Raw genomic sequence first — 17,540 nt, forward strand, 5'->3', positions numbered from 1 at the left:
CCGCAAGGGAGTCGGGGAGGCAGGGCGTCGGGGGGCCAGGGCGTCACAGGCGGCGCCGGAAGACGTCCGTGGTGGTGTTCGCGACGTCCGGCACCAGGTTGCCGTCCTCTGCGCTGAACAGCAGCGTGGTGTCGAAGGCGTCGACCTGCGGGAAGAACGCGGACGTGGTGCTCTGCGAGCCGTCCTGGGTGAGGGTGACCCGCTCGGTGCGCCCGGTCGACAGCTCGGTGCGGAAGATGTCGGCCTGCCCGTTGGTGTCGCCCGGCACCAGGTCGGTGACGTCGGAGGTGAAGTACACCCAGCGGTCGGTGAGCGACATCGCCGGGTCGTAGGAGGAGTCCAGGCCGGCGGCGCCGGACAGCGGCTTGCCGACCTTGGTGGACGTGCCGGTGGCCAGCTCACGGACGTAGACGTCCTGGTGGAGGCCGTGCGAGCCGGGCCGGCCGCCCTCCGCGAAGACGGTGTAGAGCGCGTAGCGGCCGGAGGGGCTGACTCGGGCGTCGTTGCCGCTGCCGGTGAGCTCGCCGGCCTCGTCGTAGCTGGCGCCGGTGATCCTTCCGGTGCGGGCGTTCCAGACGTAGTACGGGTAGGCGCGGATGGCGGCCGGCCCGGCGTGGTCGGCGGTGGTCCGGGCGGCCTGCGCGGCCTCGGCGGTGTCGGCGGAGCCGTCGGCGGTGTTGCCGGGGCCGGTGGCCGCGGAGCCGTCGGTGCCGGCCGCGGCCGGGGAGGCGGGCGGGGTCCGGTCGGCCGGGAGCAGGTTGCCGGCCCGCGAGGTGAAGCCGATGACGCTGCCGTCCGCGCTGATCGTCGGACGGTAGGAGTTGTTGTCGGCCGGGGTGCCGTCCGCGCCGGTGCTGACCACCCGGGTGGTGTGGGCCCAGCGGTCGGTGACGAAGACGTTGAACTTGCCGCGGTGCACGCCAGGGGCCAGGTCGGTGCGGTCGGAGGAGTAGACCACGTAGCGGCCGTCCCAGCTGACGGCGGCGTTGAAGGCGTTGCGGCCGCTCTGGTCGTCGCCCGCGCCCGAGCTGCCGTCGCCCGTGGTGACCAGTTCGGTGCGGCCGGTCCAGCGGTCCCGGACGAAGACGTCGGAGGGGTGCTTCGGCTGCCCGGCCACCACGTTGCCGGCGTAGCTGGAGAACACCACGTACCGGCCGTTGCCGCTGATCGCCGCGTCGTTGCTGCCGGCGTCCAGCGCGGCGCCGTCGGGGGCGACGCTGATCCGCTCGGTGTGGCCGTTGCGCAGGTCCCGGACGTAGACGTCGCCCACGGCCCCGGCCCCGCCCGGCAGCAGGTTGGTCGCGGCCGAGGAGAACAGGGCGTAGCGGCCGTCGCCGCTCAGCCCCAGCGCGAGGGAGGCGCCGTCCAGCGCCTCGCCCTTGGCGCCCTCGCTGACCCGGGCGGTGTCGCCCTTGGGCGGCTTGGCCTGGGCGGCGGGCATCGCGGCGCCGGCCACGGCGGTGGCGAGCAGGACGGCGGCGGTGCGGGCGAGCCGGCGGCGGGTGCGTGCGGTGGTCATGGATCGTCCTCCCCTGGTGACGGTCCCGGGCCCACGGCCCCAGCCGGCCCGGTGGGAAGAGCCAAGCGCCGGCCCCGGCGGGTGGTCAACGACCGGGAACGATCTCGGCCGGAAATACGCCACCGGTCGTAGCTCCGGCCGGAACCGCCGGTGCGCCTGCCCCCGCCCGCCGGCTCTCGCCCGCCGGGCCCGGGCCGGTCCGCCGCGCCGCGCTGGCAGAATTGGACCGTGATCGACGCACGACGGCTGCGGACCCTGCGGGCCGTGGCGGACCACCGCACCGTGACCGCCGCGGCGGCCGCCCTCTACCTGACCCCCTCCGCGGTCTCCCAGCAGCTGGCCGCCCTGGAGCAGGAGACCGGCCACCACCTGCTCGCCCGGGAGGGCCGGGGCGTGCGGCTGACCGCCGCCGGGGAGATCCTGCTCGGCCACGCCGACGTGGTGCTCGCCCAGCTGGAGCGCGCCGAGGCCGACCTCGCCGCGTACAGCGCGGGCGTCTCCGGGGAGGTCACCGTCGCCTCCTTCGCGACCGCGATCGCCTCCGTGCTCGCCCCGGCGGTCGGTCTGCTCGCCGGGCGCGCCCCCGGCGTGCGGCTCAAGGTGCTGGACGCCGAGGGCGACGCCAGCCTGCCGATGGTCCTGGAGGGCCGGGCGGACCTCGCGGTCGCCGTCGAGTACCGGGGCGCCCCACGGGCCGACGACGCCCGGCTGACCAGGGTGGCACTGTACGCCGAGCCCTTCGAGGCCGTGCTGCCGCTCGGTCACCGGCTGGCCGCCGAGTCCGGCCCGCTGGCCGTCGCCGCGCTGGCCGACGAGCCGTGGATCGGGCCGTACCCGGGCAACCCGTGCCACGACGTGGTCCTGCTGGCCTGCGAGCACGCCGGGTTCCAGCCCCGGCTGCTGCACTCCTCGGACGACTTCAGGGCCGTGGTCGCGCTCGCCTCGGCGGGCCTCGGCGTGGCCCTGGTGCCTCGTTCGGCGCTGCGCGGCGTCGACCTCGGGCAGGTCGCGGTGCGCCCGGTGGACAGCGAGCTCGCCACCCGCCGGGTGTTCGCGGCCGTCCGGGCCGGTGCCGACGGGCACCCGCTGATCCGGCCGGTCCTCGACTCGCTCGCCGAGGCGGCCGCCGCGAGCGCCTGACCCGGTTCCGTACGGCTCCGGCGGGCTGTCAGCGGCTACGGGCCGCCGCCGGGCCGCCGTCGGGGCGGACTCCGGCGAACTCGTCCAGCACGGCTACCCGCAGTTCGTGGGCGCCGTCCGGGCGGCTCTGCTCGTAGTACAGGTACCAGCGGCCGCGGGCGGAGACCAGGTCGGCGTACCGGACGTCCAGCCAGGGGCCGTCCGGGGTGAGGCGGTGCCAGGCGCGCAGGTCGGCGGAGGCGGCCAGGCCGCAGCGCTCCTCGTAGTTGCCGGCGGCCTCCGCCGAGCCGTCGTAGAGCGCCAGCCAGCCGCCCTGGCCGTCGGGGAGGACGGTGGTGATCCGGGACTCGTAGCCGTCCCAGGCCCCGGCCGGGCCGACGTCCAGGACCTCGGCGGCGCGGCCCTGCGGGGCGGTGAAGCGCAGCCCTTCGGGGGAGACGGCGAGCGCGGTGGGCTGGACGGTGAGGCCGGTGGTGTGGATGTCGGCGGTGGCGTGGGCGCGGGCCTGCTCCTCGGAGGTGAACGGGCGGGCGCGGGAGACGGTGGAGAACAGGTGGACGCCGGCGCCGGTTTCGAGCAGGTACGGGTCCTTGACGCCCTCGGTGCCGGTGGTCGCGGCGGTGAGCACGGGGGTGCGGGTGGCGAGGTCGAAGGACTCGGGGGCGTCGGCGGTGAGGGCGTCGACGCGCCAGCGGTTGTCGGCCGGGTCGACGTAGCTGAGGTGGAGCAGGTAGCCGTCCGGGCGGCGCAGCAGGGCGAGGCGTTCCATCGAGGGGGAGCCCAGTTCGTCGCTGCGGACGGACCACAGGTCGCGGAAGGCGATGCCGTCGGGGCTCTCGGCGACGGCGCAGCGCCAGCCCCGGTCGGGCCCGCCGGCGGCGCCGCGCGGGCGGCGCTCGCGGTAGGTGAGCAGGAAGCGGTCGTGGTCCGGTTCGTAGCGGACGCTCGGGCAGCCGGCCCAGTAGCCGGGTTCGGGGCGTTCGGGGGCGCGGACGAGGAGGGAGGCGCCGAGGTCGGGTGCGGCGGGCAGGGCGGGGTGCGGCATCGTTCGGCCGTCCTTCGGGTGGGGATGTCGGGTGGGGATGTCGGGAGGTATCTCGGGAGGTATCTCCGGGAGTTTCTATCAGATCGATCAAAAGTCTGAGCCGACCCCGCGGCGCCCTGGCCGCCTCGCTGACCAGGAATCCCCCCTCTCCACCTGCTGGTCTTCTGTGAAGGTCATGTTTCGCCCGATGGCGATCGCACGACACCGCATGGTCGACCCTTGACCCGCCCCCGGAGATCGCGGCTAGCTTCTTCTCAGAGTCGATCAAATGCCCTGGGTCGACCGGACCGCCCAGAGTCGCCCGGAGCCCCGACCTCCGCGACCACGACCCGAGGAAGCCCCCGCCCCGATGACCGCCCCCACCACCGACGCGCCCGGCTACGCAGGCCTGGGCCTGTACGTCGGCGACCTCCACAACCACTGCGGCATCAGCTACGGCCACGGGAGCATCGAGGACGCCTACGCCAACGCCCGGCTCCAGCTCGACTTCGCCAGCGTCACCGGCCACGGCTGGTGGCACGACCTGCCCGAGCGCACCCCCGAGCTGGCGAGCCTGGTCGACTACCACACCGAGGGCTTCGCCCGGCTGGCCCGGCTCTGGGACCACGTCCAGGACGTCACCGCCGCCGCCCACGAGGACGGCCGCTTCGTCACCTTCCAGTCCTTCGAGTGGCACAGCCTCGCGTACGGCGACCACTGCGTGTACTTCGACGGCCCGCGCGGCGAGATCATCAGGGCGGCCGACCTGGACGCACTGCGCGCCCGGCTGCGCGGGCTCGCCGCCGAGGGCGTCCGCACCTGGGCGCTGCCGCACCACATCGGCTACGGGCCGGCCCGCCGCGGCATCGACTGGGCCTCCTACACCGAGGAGTTCGCCCCGGTGGTGGAGATGGTGTCGATGCACGGCTGCGCCGAGTCCGACGAGGCGCCGCGCGGCTACCTGCACACCATGGGCCCGCGCGCCGCCGCCGGGACGGCCGTCCACGGCCTGCGCCTGGGCCACCGCTTCGGGCTGATCGGCTCCACCGACCACCACAGCGCCTTCCCCGGCAGCCACGGGCACGGCCGGGTCGCCGTCTGGGCCCCCGAGCTGACCCGCGACGGGATCTGGACGGCCGTCCAGCAGCGCCGCACCTACGCGATCACCGGCGACCGCATCCTGCTCGCCACCTCCGTCAACGGCGCGCCGATGGGCGCCGTGACCGGCTCCGCCGACCGGCGCCGGATCCGGGTGACGGTGCGGGGCAGGGACGCCCTCGACCACGTGGAGGTGCTGCGCAACGGCGTGCCGCTGCACCGGGTCAGCCGCCCCGAACTGCTGGCCGGCGCACGGGCGTCGGACGCCTTCACCGGCACCCTGGGCTTCGCCGTCGGCTGGGGCCGGCGCGGCGAACCGGTGCGGTGGGACGTCACCCTGCGGGTCGAGGGCGGGCGGCTGCTGGACGTCCAGCCCCGCCTGCGCGGCCCGGAGACGGTCGCGCCGGCCGAGGCCGAGCCGGACACCTACCGGCCGTCCCGGTGGGAGCGCGGCGGGCCGGGCGAGGTCCGGCTGTGGACGGTCACCGACGGCAACCCCAACACCGCCACCGACAGCACCCAGGGCTTCTCGCTGCGGATCGAGGGCGACGCCCGCACCCGGCTGGTCGCCGTCGTGAACGGCGTCGAGACGGTCCACGCCGTCGGCGAACTCCTGGAGGGCGCGCGGACCGGCTTCACCGGCGGGTTCGTCTCCGGCGCCTACCGCTTCGACCGGGCCGTGCCCGAGCACGAGACGGCCGCCGACTTCGAGCTGACCGACGAACGCCCGGGCGGCGACGGGGACTTCTACCACGTCCGGGTACGACAGCTGAACGACCAGTGGGCCTGGTCCAGCCCGACCTGGGTGGGACCGGCCGGCTCCTGTCGCCGGGCCGGCTGACCGCGCAACCGGTCAACCGGCCGTCACCCCCGGTCGATCAGCCCCGAACCCGAGAAGGAGAACCACGATGTCCCGCCTCTCCGGCCGCCTCGCCGCCGCCGCGCTCACCGCCGCCCTGGCCGTGACCGCCGCCGCCCCCGCGCACGCCACCTCCGCCCAGGCCGCCCCCGGCGCCCCCGTCACCGCGTCCGTCGACGTCTTCGCCGACGGCTTCGAGTCCGGCACCGTCTCCGCCTGGACCCGCCAGCGCATCGACGGCAACGGCAGCATCACCGTGGCCCCCGCCCCCGCCGGCGGCACCGGCCAGGCCGCCCGCTTCAGCGTGCCGAACGACGGCGCCTCCTACCGCTCCGAGGTCGCCGTCAACTCCCTCGGCTGGGGCAGCTACCGCTTCGCCCTCGCCGACTACCTGCCCGCCGACTGGGTGCCGACCTCCACCGAGACGATCCTCGCCCAGTGGCACGGCTACCCGCTCGCCGACGGCAGCGACACCAAGCCGCCGATCGCCCTGACCGTCAAGGACGGCAGCTGGCGGCTCAAGGTGCACTGGCTGTCCGACCCCAGCACCGTCCAGGAGGCGGTGATCCCGCTCGGCGCCGTGCAGTTCGGGCACTGGAACCAGTGGGCCTTCGACATCACCTGGTCCACCGACACCACCCCCGGCGCCGTCACCGTGTTCCGGGACGGCGTCCAGGTCGGCGCCCACACCGGCCTCAACAACTACCACCAGAACCAGTCGCCGTACTTCAAGACCGGCATCTACCGGGCCAACTGGAACCCGGCCAAGAACATCCCCTACCCGACCGGCGGCCCCGACGTGGTGGCCTGGAGCGACAGCGTCGTCGTGACCAGGTACTGACCCGCGACCACCCACCCCGGAACCCGAGAACCGAAGAGGTAGCACCACCATGAGCGACGCAGCCCGTCCCACCGGCCTGCCCCGAAGAGGCTTCCTCGGCCTGAGCGCCGGAGCGGTCCTGCTGGCGGCGGGCTGCCGCTCGGCCACCGAGGACGCCGCCGGCGGGGCCGCGGCCTCCGCCACCACCACCGCGCCGGACCTCCAGATCGTCTACGGCGCCGCCCCCGACCCCACCCAGCTGCTCCACCGCGGCCCGGACACCCCGGTCTTCGTCAACCTGGTGCTGGACCGGCTGGTCGACCTCGACCCGCAGACCCTCCAGCCGGTGCCCTGGCTCGCCACCGCCTGGGAGTGGAACGCCGACCGGACCAAGCTGGTGCTCAAGCTCCGCGAGGACGTCACCTTCCACGACGGCCGCCCGCTCAGCCCGGACGACGTCGTCTTCTCGCTCACCGGCGCGGCCAAGACCTCCCAGGTCAAGCCGCTGCTGGAACGGCTCGCCGACATCAGGGCGAGCGCCCCGCACGAGGTCACCCTCACCCTCGCCAAGCCCACCAGCAACCTGTTCGACGCGCTCGCCTTCAACCCCGTGGTGGACTCCCGCAGTTACGTGGACGGCAAGGCCGCCGAGAAGGTCAACGGCACCGGGCCGTTCACCTGGCAGGCGTTCAAGGGCGGCAACCAGCTCGACCTGGCCCGCAACGACCACTACTGGCAGAGCGGCCGGCCGCACGTCGAGCGGATCACCGTCCGCTCGGTGACCAGCAGCCAGGCCGCGCTGTCCGCCCTCCAGTCGGGGCAGTCCCACCTGATCGGCGCGGTGCCCGGGCGCGACCTCAAGGTGCTGGCCGGGAACCCGGCCTTCACCGTGCAGTCCGCCAGGTCCTCGTACCAGCAGGCGTTCCTCGGGGTGAACGTCACCAGCAGGCCCTTCGACGACCGCCGGGTGCGCCAGGCCCTCCAGTACGCGGTGGACCGCGACCGCATCGTCGCCCAGGTGTACGGCGGCCACGCCGAGGCGAGCAGCCTGCCCTGGCCCTCCCACACCCCCGGCGTCACCCCCGACCAGGTCACCCGCTACCCGCACGACCCGGAGAAGGCCCGCGGACTACTCAGGGAGGCCGGCGCGGAGGGCACCCGGGTGCCGCTCACCGCCGCGAGCTCGCCGGTCTTCGCCTCCCTCGTGGAACTGGTCAAGTACGACCTGGAACAGGCCGGGTTCGGCGTCGACGTCCAGCTGATGGACAACGCCGCGCTCCAGCCGAAGATCCAGCAGGGCACGCTGGAGGGGCTGTTCATCGCCAACCACGGCATGGTCAGCGTCTCCCCGCTGAGCGGGATCACCGTTTCGGGGCCCCTCCAGGTCGGCCGGAACACCTCGCACGTCACCGACCCCGCCTACGCCGACCTCCAGTCCCGCGCCTTCGCCGCCGCCGACGAGCAGTCCAGGGCCGACGTCAACCACGAACTGTCCGAGTACCTGCTCGCCGAGTCCTTCCACATCACCCTCGCGCACGCCTGGGAGACCTACGCCCTCGCCTCCTCCGTCCGCGGCGTGGCCACCAGCGCGCTCGGCTACCTGCGGCTCGACGACACCCGGCGCACCGCCTGACGCGCCCTCACGAGCGCCGTCCCCGGACGCCCCCCACCGTCCGGGGCCGGCGAACCCGCCGTTCCCCACCACCCGGAGCCCCCCGTGCCCTACTGGACCAGAAAGGCGGCCGGAGCGCTGGCCACGCTCTGGCTCGCCTCCGTCGCCGTGTTCCTGCTGCTCCGCCTCGCCCCCGGCGACCCGGTGTCCGCCGCGCTCGGCGCCGAGGCCGACCAGGAGCAGCGCGACCGGCTCGCCGACAGCCTCGGCGTGGACCGGCCGATGCCCGTCCAGTACCTGGGCTGGCTGCACGGGCTGCTCACCGGCGACCCCGGCAGCTCCTTCCACTACCGGGAACCGGTCACCCGCCTGATCGGCCAGAGCGTCGGCAGCACCGTCCAGCTCGCCCTCGCCGCCGGGCTGCTGATGCTGGTCCTCGGCCTGCTGCTGGGCGTCGCCCTGGCCTCCGAGCGCCGCGGGCGCCTGGCCAGGGTGCTCGACCCGCTGGCCACCGCCCTGCTCGCGCTGCCGGTGTACGTCACCGCCGTGCTGTTCGTCCTCGTCTTCGCGGTGCTGCTGCGGCTGCTGCCCGCCGGGGGCGAGCGGGACCTGTTCGCCGCGCCTGACCTCGCCGTCCAGTACCTCGCGCTGCCCGCCGTCGCGCTCGCGCTGCCGGGCTCGGCGGTGCTGGCCCGGCTGCTCGCCACCGAGCTGCGCCGCACCCGTCAGGAGGAGTTCGTGCTGACCGCCGTCGCCAAGGGGGCCTCGCCCCGGCGGGTCCTGGCACGCCACGTGCTGCCCAACAGCCTGGCCCCGTTCTGCGTCGAGTTCGGCCTGCACCTGGGTGAGCTGCTGGGCGGCGCGGTGGTCGCCGAACAGCTCTTCGCCCGGCACGGCCTCGGCCAGCTGCTGCTGGACGCCATCAACCAGCGGGACTACCCCGTCGCCCAGACCCTGATCATGCTCGCCGTCGCGGTCGCCGTCCTCGTGCAGCTCGGCTCGGAGCTGCTCGTCGGCCGGCTCGACCCGCGGATCGCCCGCGCCGGCACCGGGGAGGACCGGTGACCGCCACCACCGCCCCCGCCCGCGGCCGACGGCTGCGCCCGCCCGCGCTCCCGGCCGCGCTGCGCACCCGGCGCGGGCGCACCGGCGCGCTCCTCGTCCTGCTGGTGGTGCTGCTGGGACTGCTCGGCCCGCTGCTGGCCGCGGACCCGTACCGGCAGGGCCAGGACGCCCTGGCCGGACCGTCGGCCGCCCACCTGCTGGGCACCGACGAGGTCGGGCGGGACCTGCTCGCCCGGGCGCTGGCCGGCATCCGCACCGAGCTGCTGGTCTGCCTGCTGGCGGTACCCGCGGCGGCCGTGCTCGGCACCGCGCTGGGCCTGCTCGGCGGCCTGAACCGGCTGCTCGGCGAGGCCGTCCAGCGGCTGTTCGACCTGCTGCTCGGCCTGCACGGGGTGCTGCTCGGACTCGCGCTCGCCCTGCTGGTGCGCCCCGGGACGGGCACCGTGGTGGCCACCATCGTGCTGAGCGCGCTGCCCTCCTTCGGGCGCCAGGCGCGGGCGGCGCTGCTCGGCCAGCTCGCCCGCGACCACGTGGCGGCGGCCCGGGTGCTCGGCGTGCCGCGCGGCCGGATCCTGCGCCGCCACGTGCTGCCGAACGTCGTCGACGCCACGACCGCGCTGCTGGCCGTGGCGATGGCGCACGCGGTCAAGACCGAGGGCGGCCTGAGCGTGCTCGGGCTCGGCATCCAGCCGCCCGCCCCCTCGCTCGGCACGATGATCAACACCGGCTCCAAGTACCTGTTCCTGCACCCGGGTTACGCCCTGACGCCGGTCGTCCTGCTCGGCCTGCTGGTGTTCGGCCTGACCCTGCTCGCCGACTCGTTCAACCGGGAGAGACTGCGGTGACCACGACCGATGCCGTCAAGGCCCCGACCGGTGCCGCACCGGCGACCGGCACGCCGCTGCTGGAGGTGCGCGGCCTGCGCGTCACGGCGGGCGGCGGCGAAGCGGTGCGCGGCGTGGACTTCACCGTGCGGCCCGGCGAGATCCTCGGCCTGGTCGGCGAGTCCGGCTCGGGCAAGACCCTCACCGCGCTGGCCGTCAACCGGATGCTGCCACCGGGCTGCCGCACCACCGGCGGCACCGTCCGGTTCGACGGCACCGACCTGCTCGCCCTGCCCGAGCCCGCCGTGCGCGCGGTGCGCGGGCGGCGCATCGGCATGGTCTTCCAGGACCCGCTGGCCCACCTCAACCCCCGGATGCCGGTCGGCCGCCAGCTCGCCGAGGCCGCCCTGGTGCACGGCGCGAGCCGCCGCGAGGCCCGCGCCCGGGCGCTCGGACTCCTCGACCTGGTCGGCATCGCCGAGTCCGCCCGCCGCTACCGGGACCGGCCGCACGAGTTCTCCGGAGGCATGCGCCAGCGGGTGCTGATCGCCATGGCGATGGCCAACCGCCCGCAGCTGCTGATCGCCGACGAGCCGACCACGGCGCTCGACCCGAGCACCCGGGTGGAGATCCTCGACCTGCTGGTCCGGCTGCGCGACGAGACCGGCACGGCCGTCCTGCTGATCACCCACGACCTCGGCGTGGTGGCCCGCAGCTGCGACACCGTCCAGGTGATGTACGCGGGCCGGATCGTCGAACGCGGCCCCACTACGGGCCTGTTGGCCGGACCCCGGCACCGGTACACCGCCGGGCTGCTGGCCGGCGTGCCCCGGATGGACGGCCCGCCCGGCGTGCCGCTCACCGTCATCGGCGGGCGCCCGCCGGCGGCCGGGGAGGCGCAGGGCGGCTGCGCCTTCGCCCCGCGCTGCGCCGCCGCCGAGGCCCGCTGCGCCACCTCGGCGCCGGAGTGGACCGGCACCGGCGCGGCCGGCTTCGCCTGCCATCTCCCGGTGACCCAAGTAATGGTGACGGAACGTCAGAAGAGCGAGAAGCGACCGGAGGGGCCGGCTGCCGAGCCCGTCCTGGTCGCCGAGGACCTCACCGTCCGCTACGGCCGCCGCCGCCCCCCGGCACTGGACGGCGTGAGCCTGAGCGCCGCGCCCGGCCGGGCGGTCGGGGTGATCGGCGAGTCCGGGTCGGGGAAGTCCACCCTGGCCCGGGCACTGCTCGGGCTGGTGCGCCCGCAGGCCGGGACGGTACGGGTGGACGGCCGCTCCTGGGCCGGGGCCGGCCGCGCCGAGGAGCGCGAGCTGCGGCGCCGGGTGCAGCTCGTCTTCCAGGACCCGTACGCCTCGCTCAGCCCCCGGATGACGGTGCGCGAGGCGCTGGCCGAACCGCTGGTGACCCACGGGCTGCGGGACCGGGACCCGCGCGGGCTGTGCGAGCTGGTCGGCCTGCCGGAGGCGGTGCTCGACGCCAGACCGCACCGGCTCTCCGGCGGCCAGCGCCAACGGGTCGCGATCGCACGGGCCCTGGCCGTCGGCCCGCGGGTGCTGGTCGCCGACGAGCCGACCTCCGCACTGGACGTCTCGGTCCAGGCGCAGATCCTCAACCTCTTCGCCGAACTGCGCGAACGGACCGGCATCGGGCTGGTGTTCATCTCGCACGACCTGGCGCTGGTCCGCCACCTGTGCGACGAGGTACTGGTGCTGCGCCGGGGCCGGGTGGTCGAACGGGCGCCCGCCGCCGAGCTGTTCGCCGCCCCCGCCCACCCGTACACCCGGGAGCTGCTGGCGGCCGCCGGCGCCCCCGGCCCGCTGCCCCTTGCCCCACCCCTCCCCACGACACGCCCCACGCCCCGCCCCACGCCCCGCCCATGACCGGACTCTGGAGCCCCATGCCTGCCGTCAACCCCTCGCGCCGCCGACTCCTGCTCGGCACCGGCGCGGTGGCCGCGCTCTCGGCGCTCGGCCCGACCGCCGCGGCCACCACCGCGGTCACCGCCGCCGGCCCGCCGCCCGGCCCCCGGGTCACCGGACTCGGCCCGGGGAACACCGACTTCCCGCTGATGAGCGCGACCCTGATCGGCGACACCCTGTGGATCGGCTCGCGCAACCTCGCGCCCGCCAGGGTGATCGGCTACCACCTGCCGACCGGCCGGGTCACCACCACCGTCGAGCTGCCGACCGGCAACTTCGTCCAGGGCTCGGCCGCCCACGCCGGCGTGCTCCACCTCGGCGTCACCGACGCCCCCGGCGCGGCCAACCTCTACCGCTACGACGGCACGCTGACCGCGCTCGGCAACGTCCCCGGCGCCGACGTCCGCGACGTGGCGGTCGCGCCCGACGGCACGGTCTACGCGACCGGACGCCAGAAGGGCAGGGCCGCCGGCCCCGGCCTGTACGCCTGGGCTCCGGACACCGGCGCCGTCACCGAGGTCGCCTCCCCGGCGCCGAACGCCACCCAGGGCCGCGCCGTCGCCGCCACCGCGACCCACGCCTACCTCGGCGTCGGCAGCAACCTGGCGGGCGGCGGCGGAGCGGCCGGGGCGACCCTGTACGCCGTCGAGCGGGCCACCGGCGCCGTCACCGACATCACCCCGCCCGACCTGCGCGGCGACACGATCATCCGCCGGATCACCGTCCTCGGCGACGACCTGCTGGCGGTGTCCACCGAGGGCGCGCCCGCCCACGTGGCGCTCCTCGACCCGGCGGGCCACCGGGTGCTGCGCGCCTTCGCCGTCCCCGGCACCAAGAGCGTCACCAACTTCCAGCGGCGCGGCGACACCCTCTGGTTCACCTCCACCGAGCACGGCGTGCTGTGGCGCCACGACCTCGCCACCGGCGCCCTGGACCGGCTCGCGGTGCCCGTACCCGACGGCAACTCCTGGGGCCTCGGCCGGCTCGGCGACACCCTGGCCGGGGTCACCGAGGGCGGCACCGTGTGGACCCTGGACCTCGGCACCGGCGCCGTCGCCACCCGGGACCTGGTCGAGGCGGGCGCGCCCGCCGCCGCCCAGCTCGGGATGTCGGTGGCGGCCCGCGCCGGGCGGGTGTACGTCGGCGGCAACGGCTCGGTCGCCCTGCACGACCTGACGGCGCGAACCGTCCGCAAGCTCCCGGTGCCGGGCGAGGCCAAGGACACCGTGGTCCTCGACGACGGCACCCTCTACCTGGCCGTCTACTCCTCGCAGGGCATCTGGCGCTACCGGCCGGGGGCGGACCGGGCGCCCGTGCAGGAGGCCGCGCTGCCCCAGGAGCAGAACCGCCCGCAGGTGATCCGCAGGGACCCGGACAGCGGCCTGCTGCTGCTCGGCGTCCAGGCCGACACCACCGGCGGCGGCTCCTTCGTCACCTACCGCCCCGGCAGCGGCCGGCCGGCCGTGCACACCGACCCGCTCGGCCCCGGGCAGCTGGTCCGCGCCGTGGCCGCCGGGCAGGGGCAGGCGTTCCTCGGCGGCGACAACGCCAGGCCGACCGGCCCGCGCGGCGACCTGGCCGCCTGGGACCCGGTGGCCGGGCGCGAGCTGTGGCGCACCGCGACCGACCTCGGCGCGGGCGTCAGCAGCCTGGCGGTGCACGGGCACACCCTGTACGGCCTGACGGTGAACGGCCGGGCGTTCACCGTCGACCTGCGCGGCTCGCGGCGGCCCGGGTTCGTTCCGACGGTCGGGCGGCGCGCCGACCTGGGCCCGGCGGCCGGCGCCAACCCGCGCCTGCTGGCCCTCGGCGGGGTCCTGTACGGGGTCAGCGAGCGCTCCCTGTTCCGGCTGGACCGCGACACCCTGGCCGCCACCGTGCTGGTCGATCTGGACGCCGAGTGGTACAGCGGCGCCCGGCTGGCCGCGGACGAGCACGGGGTGCTCTACACGCTGCGCGGGCGGGAGCTGATCGCCGTCCGGCCGTAGCTCCCCGGCGCCGACGAGGGGGCCGGCCCCCTCGTCAGCGCCCGGCCCGCGGGACGAAGCGCGCGAACGGGTCGGCGACCCCGGCGCAGTGCCGGGCCAGCAGGTCCCTGAACCGGTCGAGCAGCGCCGCGTGCCGGGCGTCCACCGCGAGGTTGACCAGCTCGCCGGGGTCGGCGGCGAGGTCGAACAGCTGCTCCCGGTGGTCGCCCCAGGCGTAGCAGACGTACTTGTGCCGTCCGGCGCGGACCATCCGTCCCAGGGCGTTGTTGAAGCCGGGGATCTCCCAGCGGGTCTCGACCACCACGCTGGTGTGCGGGCGCGCCGCGCGGACGCTGCGGCCCGGCAGGCCGTCGGGCGCGGCGATGCCGGCCAGGTCGCAGAGCGTCGGGATCAGGTCGAGGCCGACCGCGACCAGCCGTTCGTCGACCGCGCCGGCGGCCACCCCGGGACCGGTGACCACCAGCGGCACCCGTACGCACTCCTCGTACAGCGCCCACTTCTGGTTCCAGCGGTGGGCGCCCGCGCCGTCGCCGTGGTCGGAGCCGAACACCACCACCGTCTCCCTGCCCCGCCCTTCCAGCGCCGCCAGCAGCTGTCCGACGTGCCGGTCCACCCGCTCCACGAGCGCGTAGTAGGCATGCCGGTAGCGGCGCCAGTCGTCCTCCCGCCACTCGGCCGTCGGATGGGTGTGCGGCTGGGCCTGCCGGGCGAGCCTGGGCAGTGCCGGATCGTACGGCCCGACCGGGAAGTTGGCGGGCAGCGGCGGGAGTTCGGCGACGGGCGGCGCGGGCGGGAGCGGGCCGGTGCGCGGGTCCTGGCCGCGGGCCCACTCGCAGATGCCGTGCGGCTCCAGGAAGGAGGCGACCAGCAGGAACGGCCGCTCGCGCGGGGCGCGGACGAACTCGGCGGCGGCGCGGGCCAGTCCGGCGTCGTCCCCGCCCGCCGGGTGGATCCGGCGGAAGCCCCGGCCCTCGGGCAGGTCGAGCTCCGGCAGGTGCCACTTGCCGCCGTAGCCGCAGTCGTACCCGGCCTCGGTGAACAGCCGTCCGAGCAGCGGGTCCTCGGGGCCGCCGGTGTTGCCGGTGACGCCGACCGTGCTGGGCAGGCGGCCGGTCATCAGGCTGGCCCTGGACGGGGTGCAGAGCGGCTGGGCGCAGTAGGCGTGGGGGTAGCGGGTGCCGGCGGCGGCCAGCGAGTCCATCGCGGGGGTGCGCAGGTACGGGTTGCCCGCGGCGCTCATCGCGTCGGCGGTCTGCTGGTCCGTCAGGACGACCACCACGTCGGGGTTGCGGGGCTTCGGCACGGGTCAGGCCATCCGTTCGTAGGTGTGCGGGTCGAGTGCCCGGCGCAGCGGGGCTCCGCGCAGCCAGCGCTCGAACTCGTCGACCACCAGGTCGCCGAGGCGGCGGCGCTCCAGCCCCCGGCTGCCGGCCAGGTGGGGGGTGACGACCACGTTGGGCAGGGTGAACAGCGGCGAGTCCGGCAGCGGCGGCTCGGGGTCGGTGACGTCGAGCACGGCGAAGAGGTCGGGGCGCTCGGCGAGGACCGCGAGCAGTGCGGGCTCGTCCAGGACGGCTCCGCGCGAGGTGTTGACCAGTGTGGCGCCGGGCTTCATCGACTCCAGCAGCCGCCGCCCGACGAGTCCGCGGGTCTCGGGCAGCAGCGGGGTGTGCACGCTCACCACGTCGGCGGTGGCGAAGAGTTCGTCCGGGCCGACGGCCCGCACCCCGGGCGGCACCGGGGCGTACGGGTCGTGCGCGAGGACCCGCACGTCGTAGCCGCGCAGCATCTCGCAGACCAGCCGGCCGGCCGCGCCGAGCGACAGGACGCCGACGGTGGAGCCGTACCCGCCCGGGGTGCGGGCGGCCGGGACGGCGGCGCGGGCGGCCCTGGCGGCGAGGACGTGGCGCCAGCCGCCCTTGAGCGCGTAGACGATCTGGGCGACGGTGAACTCCGCGACCGGGACGGCGTTGGCGTGCGCGGCGGTGACGATCGGGATGCCCGTGGCCCAGAACGCCTCGCCGGCGATCCGGCGCACCGATCCCGCGGCGTAGAGCACCAGTCGCAGGCGGGGGAGCCCGGCCAGGGCGGCGGCGTCCAGGACCGGGCCGCCCCAGCCGGTGAACAGCACCTCGACGTCGCGCAGTGCCTCCGGTGCGGCGGCCAGCCGTTCGGCGCTCCACACCCCGTGGGGCGAGGCCGGGTCGGCCGTCAGCCCGGCGTGGGCGGCGACCCGGGCGCGGGCCTCCGGGCCGTACACGTCGGGGAAGCGCTCCGGGTCCATCGCGAAGGCGGCGGTGGGCATCCGGTTCTCCTCGGGTCGCTGGCGCACGCGCCGGAACTCTGGCGCACGAGGAGTTTCTATCACAGTGAGAAATAGTGACGAGGGTGGGTCGGCCCGCTCACCGGGTGATGAAGGTCGCCCCGTCCGCGAGCCGGACCGCGGCGGCGGCCGCGCCGACCAGCTCGGTGGTGGTGCTGTGCACGACCACCAGGCGCGGCAGCACCGGCACCCGCCCCTGCAGCCGGCTCTCGATCGCGGCGGGCAGCTCGCCCCCGCTCTCCCAGAACAGCCGCCCGCCGAGGGCGATCAGCTCCGGCGCGAGCACCACGCTCAGGTTGGCGACCAGCAGCGCCAGGTCGTCGGTGAGTTCGCCGATCAGCCGGACCGCCGCCGGATCGCCCTCCCGGCCCAGCCGGAACAGCCCGGCCACCCGCTCCGCCGGGGTGCCGGACACCGTCAGGCCGGCCTCGGTGATCCGCCGGTCCACCGCGTGGTCGCCGATCCCCGCCTGGGTGTCGCCGGTCCGCCCGAGCGGCCGGTCCAGCGCCGCGTGCCCGGACATCAGATGGCCGAGCGCCCCGGCCGCCCCCAGCCGGCCGCGGTGCAGCCGGCCGTCCAGCACGATCCCGGCGCCGACCTCGATGCCCACCACGACGGCCGCCAGGTCGCTCACACCGGCCGCGGCCGGCGACTGCCGCACGGCCAGCGCGACCAGGTTGACGTTGCTCTCGACCGCCACCGGGACGCCGTAGCGCTCCTGGAGCAGCACGCCCAGCCGCAGCCCCGGCCAGTCCAGCGCGGGCGCGAACTCCACCAGCCCGGTGCGGTCCCTGACCACTCCGGGCACGCCGGTGACGAGGGCGCGGGGAGCCCCCGCGTGCCGCCCGGCCCAGTCCCGCAGCCCGTCCACCAGCGCGAGCAGCGGGCCGGTCAGGTCGGCGGACGCGATCTCCCGCGGCCGGTCCGAGCCGGCGAACTCCCAGTGGTGCTCGGCCTCGTGCAGCACCGTGCCGTCCAGGGCGGCCACCACCCCGACGATCCGGCGCGGGCGCACCGCGACCGCCAGCACGGTCTGCGCGCGGGCGTTGTACCGGATCAGCTGCGGCGGCCGGCCGCCACCGGACGGCGCCCGTTCCGTCTCCACCTCCACCAGCCCCTCGGCGCGCAGCACCTCCACCAGCCGGTGCACGGTCGCGGTGCTCAGCCCGCTCTCGGCGGCCAGCCGCTGCCGGGACAGCGTGCCGTGCCGCCGCAGCACCTCCAGCAGGACGGTCTGGTTCACCTGGGCGACGGTCTGCGTCGTGGCGGTGGCGGGGGTGCGGCTCGTGGGCATCGCGCGCTCCTCGGACCTGACCGGGCCCGGGTGGCTGGTCAGGACTTTGTCTCAG

The 17,540-nt window shown here is 75.8% G+C and carries 13 protein-coding genes; 8 read left to right on the top strand and 5 right to left on the bottom strand.

The genetic code is table 11. The annotated features are described in order from the left end of the window. Nucleotides 1–43: 43 nt before the first annotated feature. Nucleotides 44–1,519, bottom strand: coding sequence for a hypothetical protein (locus ACIQOW_RS29980; RefSeq protein WP_401090144.1), 1,476 nt, complete (start codon nt 1,517–1,519; stop codon nt 44–46). Between the two features lie 228 nt (nt 1,520–1,747). Here ACIQOW_RS29980 and ACIQOW_RS29985 point away from each other — a divergent pair, with 228 nt between their 5' ends. Continuing rightward, the gene (locus ACIQOW_RS29985) at nt 1,748–2,659 is read left to right on the top strand and encodes a LysR family transcriptional regulator (protein WP_188297988.1); all 912 of its coding nucleotides are present in this window, start codon (nt 1,748–1,750) and stop codon (nt 2,657–2,659) included. 28 nt (nt 2,660–2,687) lie between these two features. Here the strand turns inward: ACIQOW_RS29985 and ACIQOW_RS29990 are convergent, their stop codons facing one another. Further along, complete coding sequence (locus ACIQOW_RS29990) at nt 2,688–3,704, bottom strand: hypothetical protein (protein ID WP_401090147.1); 1,017 nt, start codon at nt 3,702–3,704, stop codon at nt 2,688–2,690. A gap of 349 nt (nt 3,705–4,053) precedes the next feature. On the opposite strand from ACIQOW_RS29990, the gene ACIQOW_RS29995 reads away from it, so the two are divergent. The 7 genes from ACIQOW_RS29995 to ACIQOW_RS30025 all read left to right on the top strand — a co-directional run bounded on the left by ACIQOW_RS29995 (nt 4,054) and on the right by ACIQOW_RS30025 (nt 13,868). Then, a complete protein-coding gene (locus ACIQOW_RS29995) occupies nt 4,054–5,622 on the top strand; it encodes a DUF3604 domain-containing protein (protein ID WP_401090149.1) in 1,569 nt (522 codons plus the stop codon). A gap of 67 nt (nt 5,623–5,689) precedes the next feature. Further along, entirely contained in the window at nt 5,690–6,481 is a 792-nt protein-coding gene (locus ACIQOW_RS30000) for a polysaccharide lyase (protein WP_401090151.1), read from the top strand. 49 nt (nt 6,482–6,530) lie between these two features. Beyond that, entirely contained in the window at nt 6,531–8,093 is a 1,563-nt protein-coding gene (locus ACIQOW_RS30005; protein ID WP_401090153.1) for an ABC transporter substrate-binding protein, read from the top strand. A gap of 84 nt (nt 8,094–8,177) precedes the next feature. Then, nucleotides 8,178–9,137 (top strand): ABC transporter permease, encoded by a 960-nt coding sequence (locus ACIQOW_RS30010; protein WP_188297993.1) that lies wholly within the window; start codon nt 8,178–8,180, stop codon nt 9,135–9,137. Next, a complete protein-coding gene (locus ACIQOW_RS30015; protein ID WP_401090156.1) occupies nt 9,134–9,982 on the top strand; it encodes an ABC transporter permease in 849 nt (282 codons plus the stop codon). Before ACIQOW_RS30010 ends, ACIQOW_RS30015 begins: the two co-directional genes overlap by 4 nt. Beyond that, nucleotides 9,979–11,841: a dipeptide ABC transporter ATP-binding protein gene (locus tag ACIQOW_RS30020; protein ID WP_401090158.1), complete on the top strand. Its 1,863-nt coding sequence runs from the start codon at nt 9,979–9,981 to the stop codon at nt 11,839–11,841. The genes ACIQOW_RS30015 and ACIQOW_RS30020 overlap by 4 nt, the downstream gene beginning before the upstream one ends. Nucleotides 11,842–11,858: 17 nt before the next feature. Beyond that, complete coding sequence (locus ACIQOW_RS30025; RefSeq protein ID WP_401090160.1) at nt 11,859–13,868, top strand: hypothetical protein; 2,010 nt, start codon at nt 11,859–11,861, stop codon at nt 13,866–13,868. A gap of 34 nt (nt 13,869–13,902) precedes the next feature. Here ACIQOW_RS30025 and ACIQOW_RS30030 read toward each other — a convergent pair whose 3' ends face one another. From ACIQOW_RS30030 to ACIQOW_RS30040, 3 genes are all read right to left on the bottom strand, one after another. Further along, nucleotides 13,903–15,171, bottom strand: coding sequence for a sulfatase (locus ACIQOW_RS30030; RefSeq protein WP_401090162.1), 1,269 nt, complete (start codon nt 15,169–15,171; stop codon nt 13,903–13,905). 3 nt (nt 15,172–15,174) lie between these two features. Continuing rightward, on the bottom strand, nt 15,175–16,200 hold the full coding sequence (locus ACIQOW_RS30035) for a hydroxyacid dehydrogenase (RefSeq protein WP_401090164.1): 1,026 nt from the start codon (nt 16,198–16,200) through the stop codon (nt 15,175–15,177). Between the two features lie 70 nt (nt 16,201–16,270). Then, the gene (locus ACIQOW_RS30040; protein ID WP_401090166.1) at nt 16,271–17,485 is read right to left on the bottom strand and encodes an ROK family protein; all 1,215 of its coding nucleotides are present in this window, start codon (nt 17,483–17,485) and stop codon (nt 16,271–16,273) included. Nucleotides 17,486–17,540: the final 55 nt, after the last annotated feature.

The organism is Kitasatospora sp. NPDC091335, from assembly GCF_044757205.1.
Taxonomy (GTDB): Bacteria; Actinomycetota; Actinomycetes; order Streptomycetales; family Streptomycetaceae; genus Kitasatospora.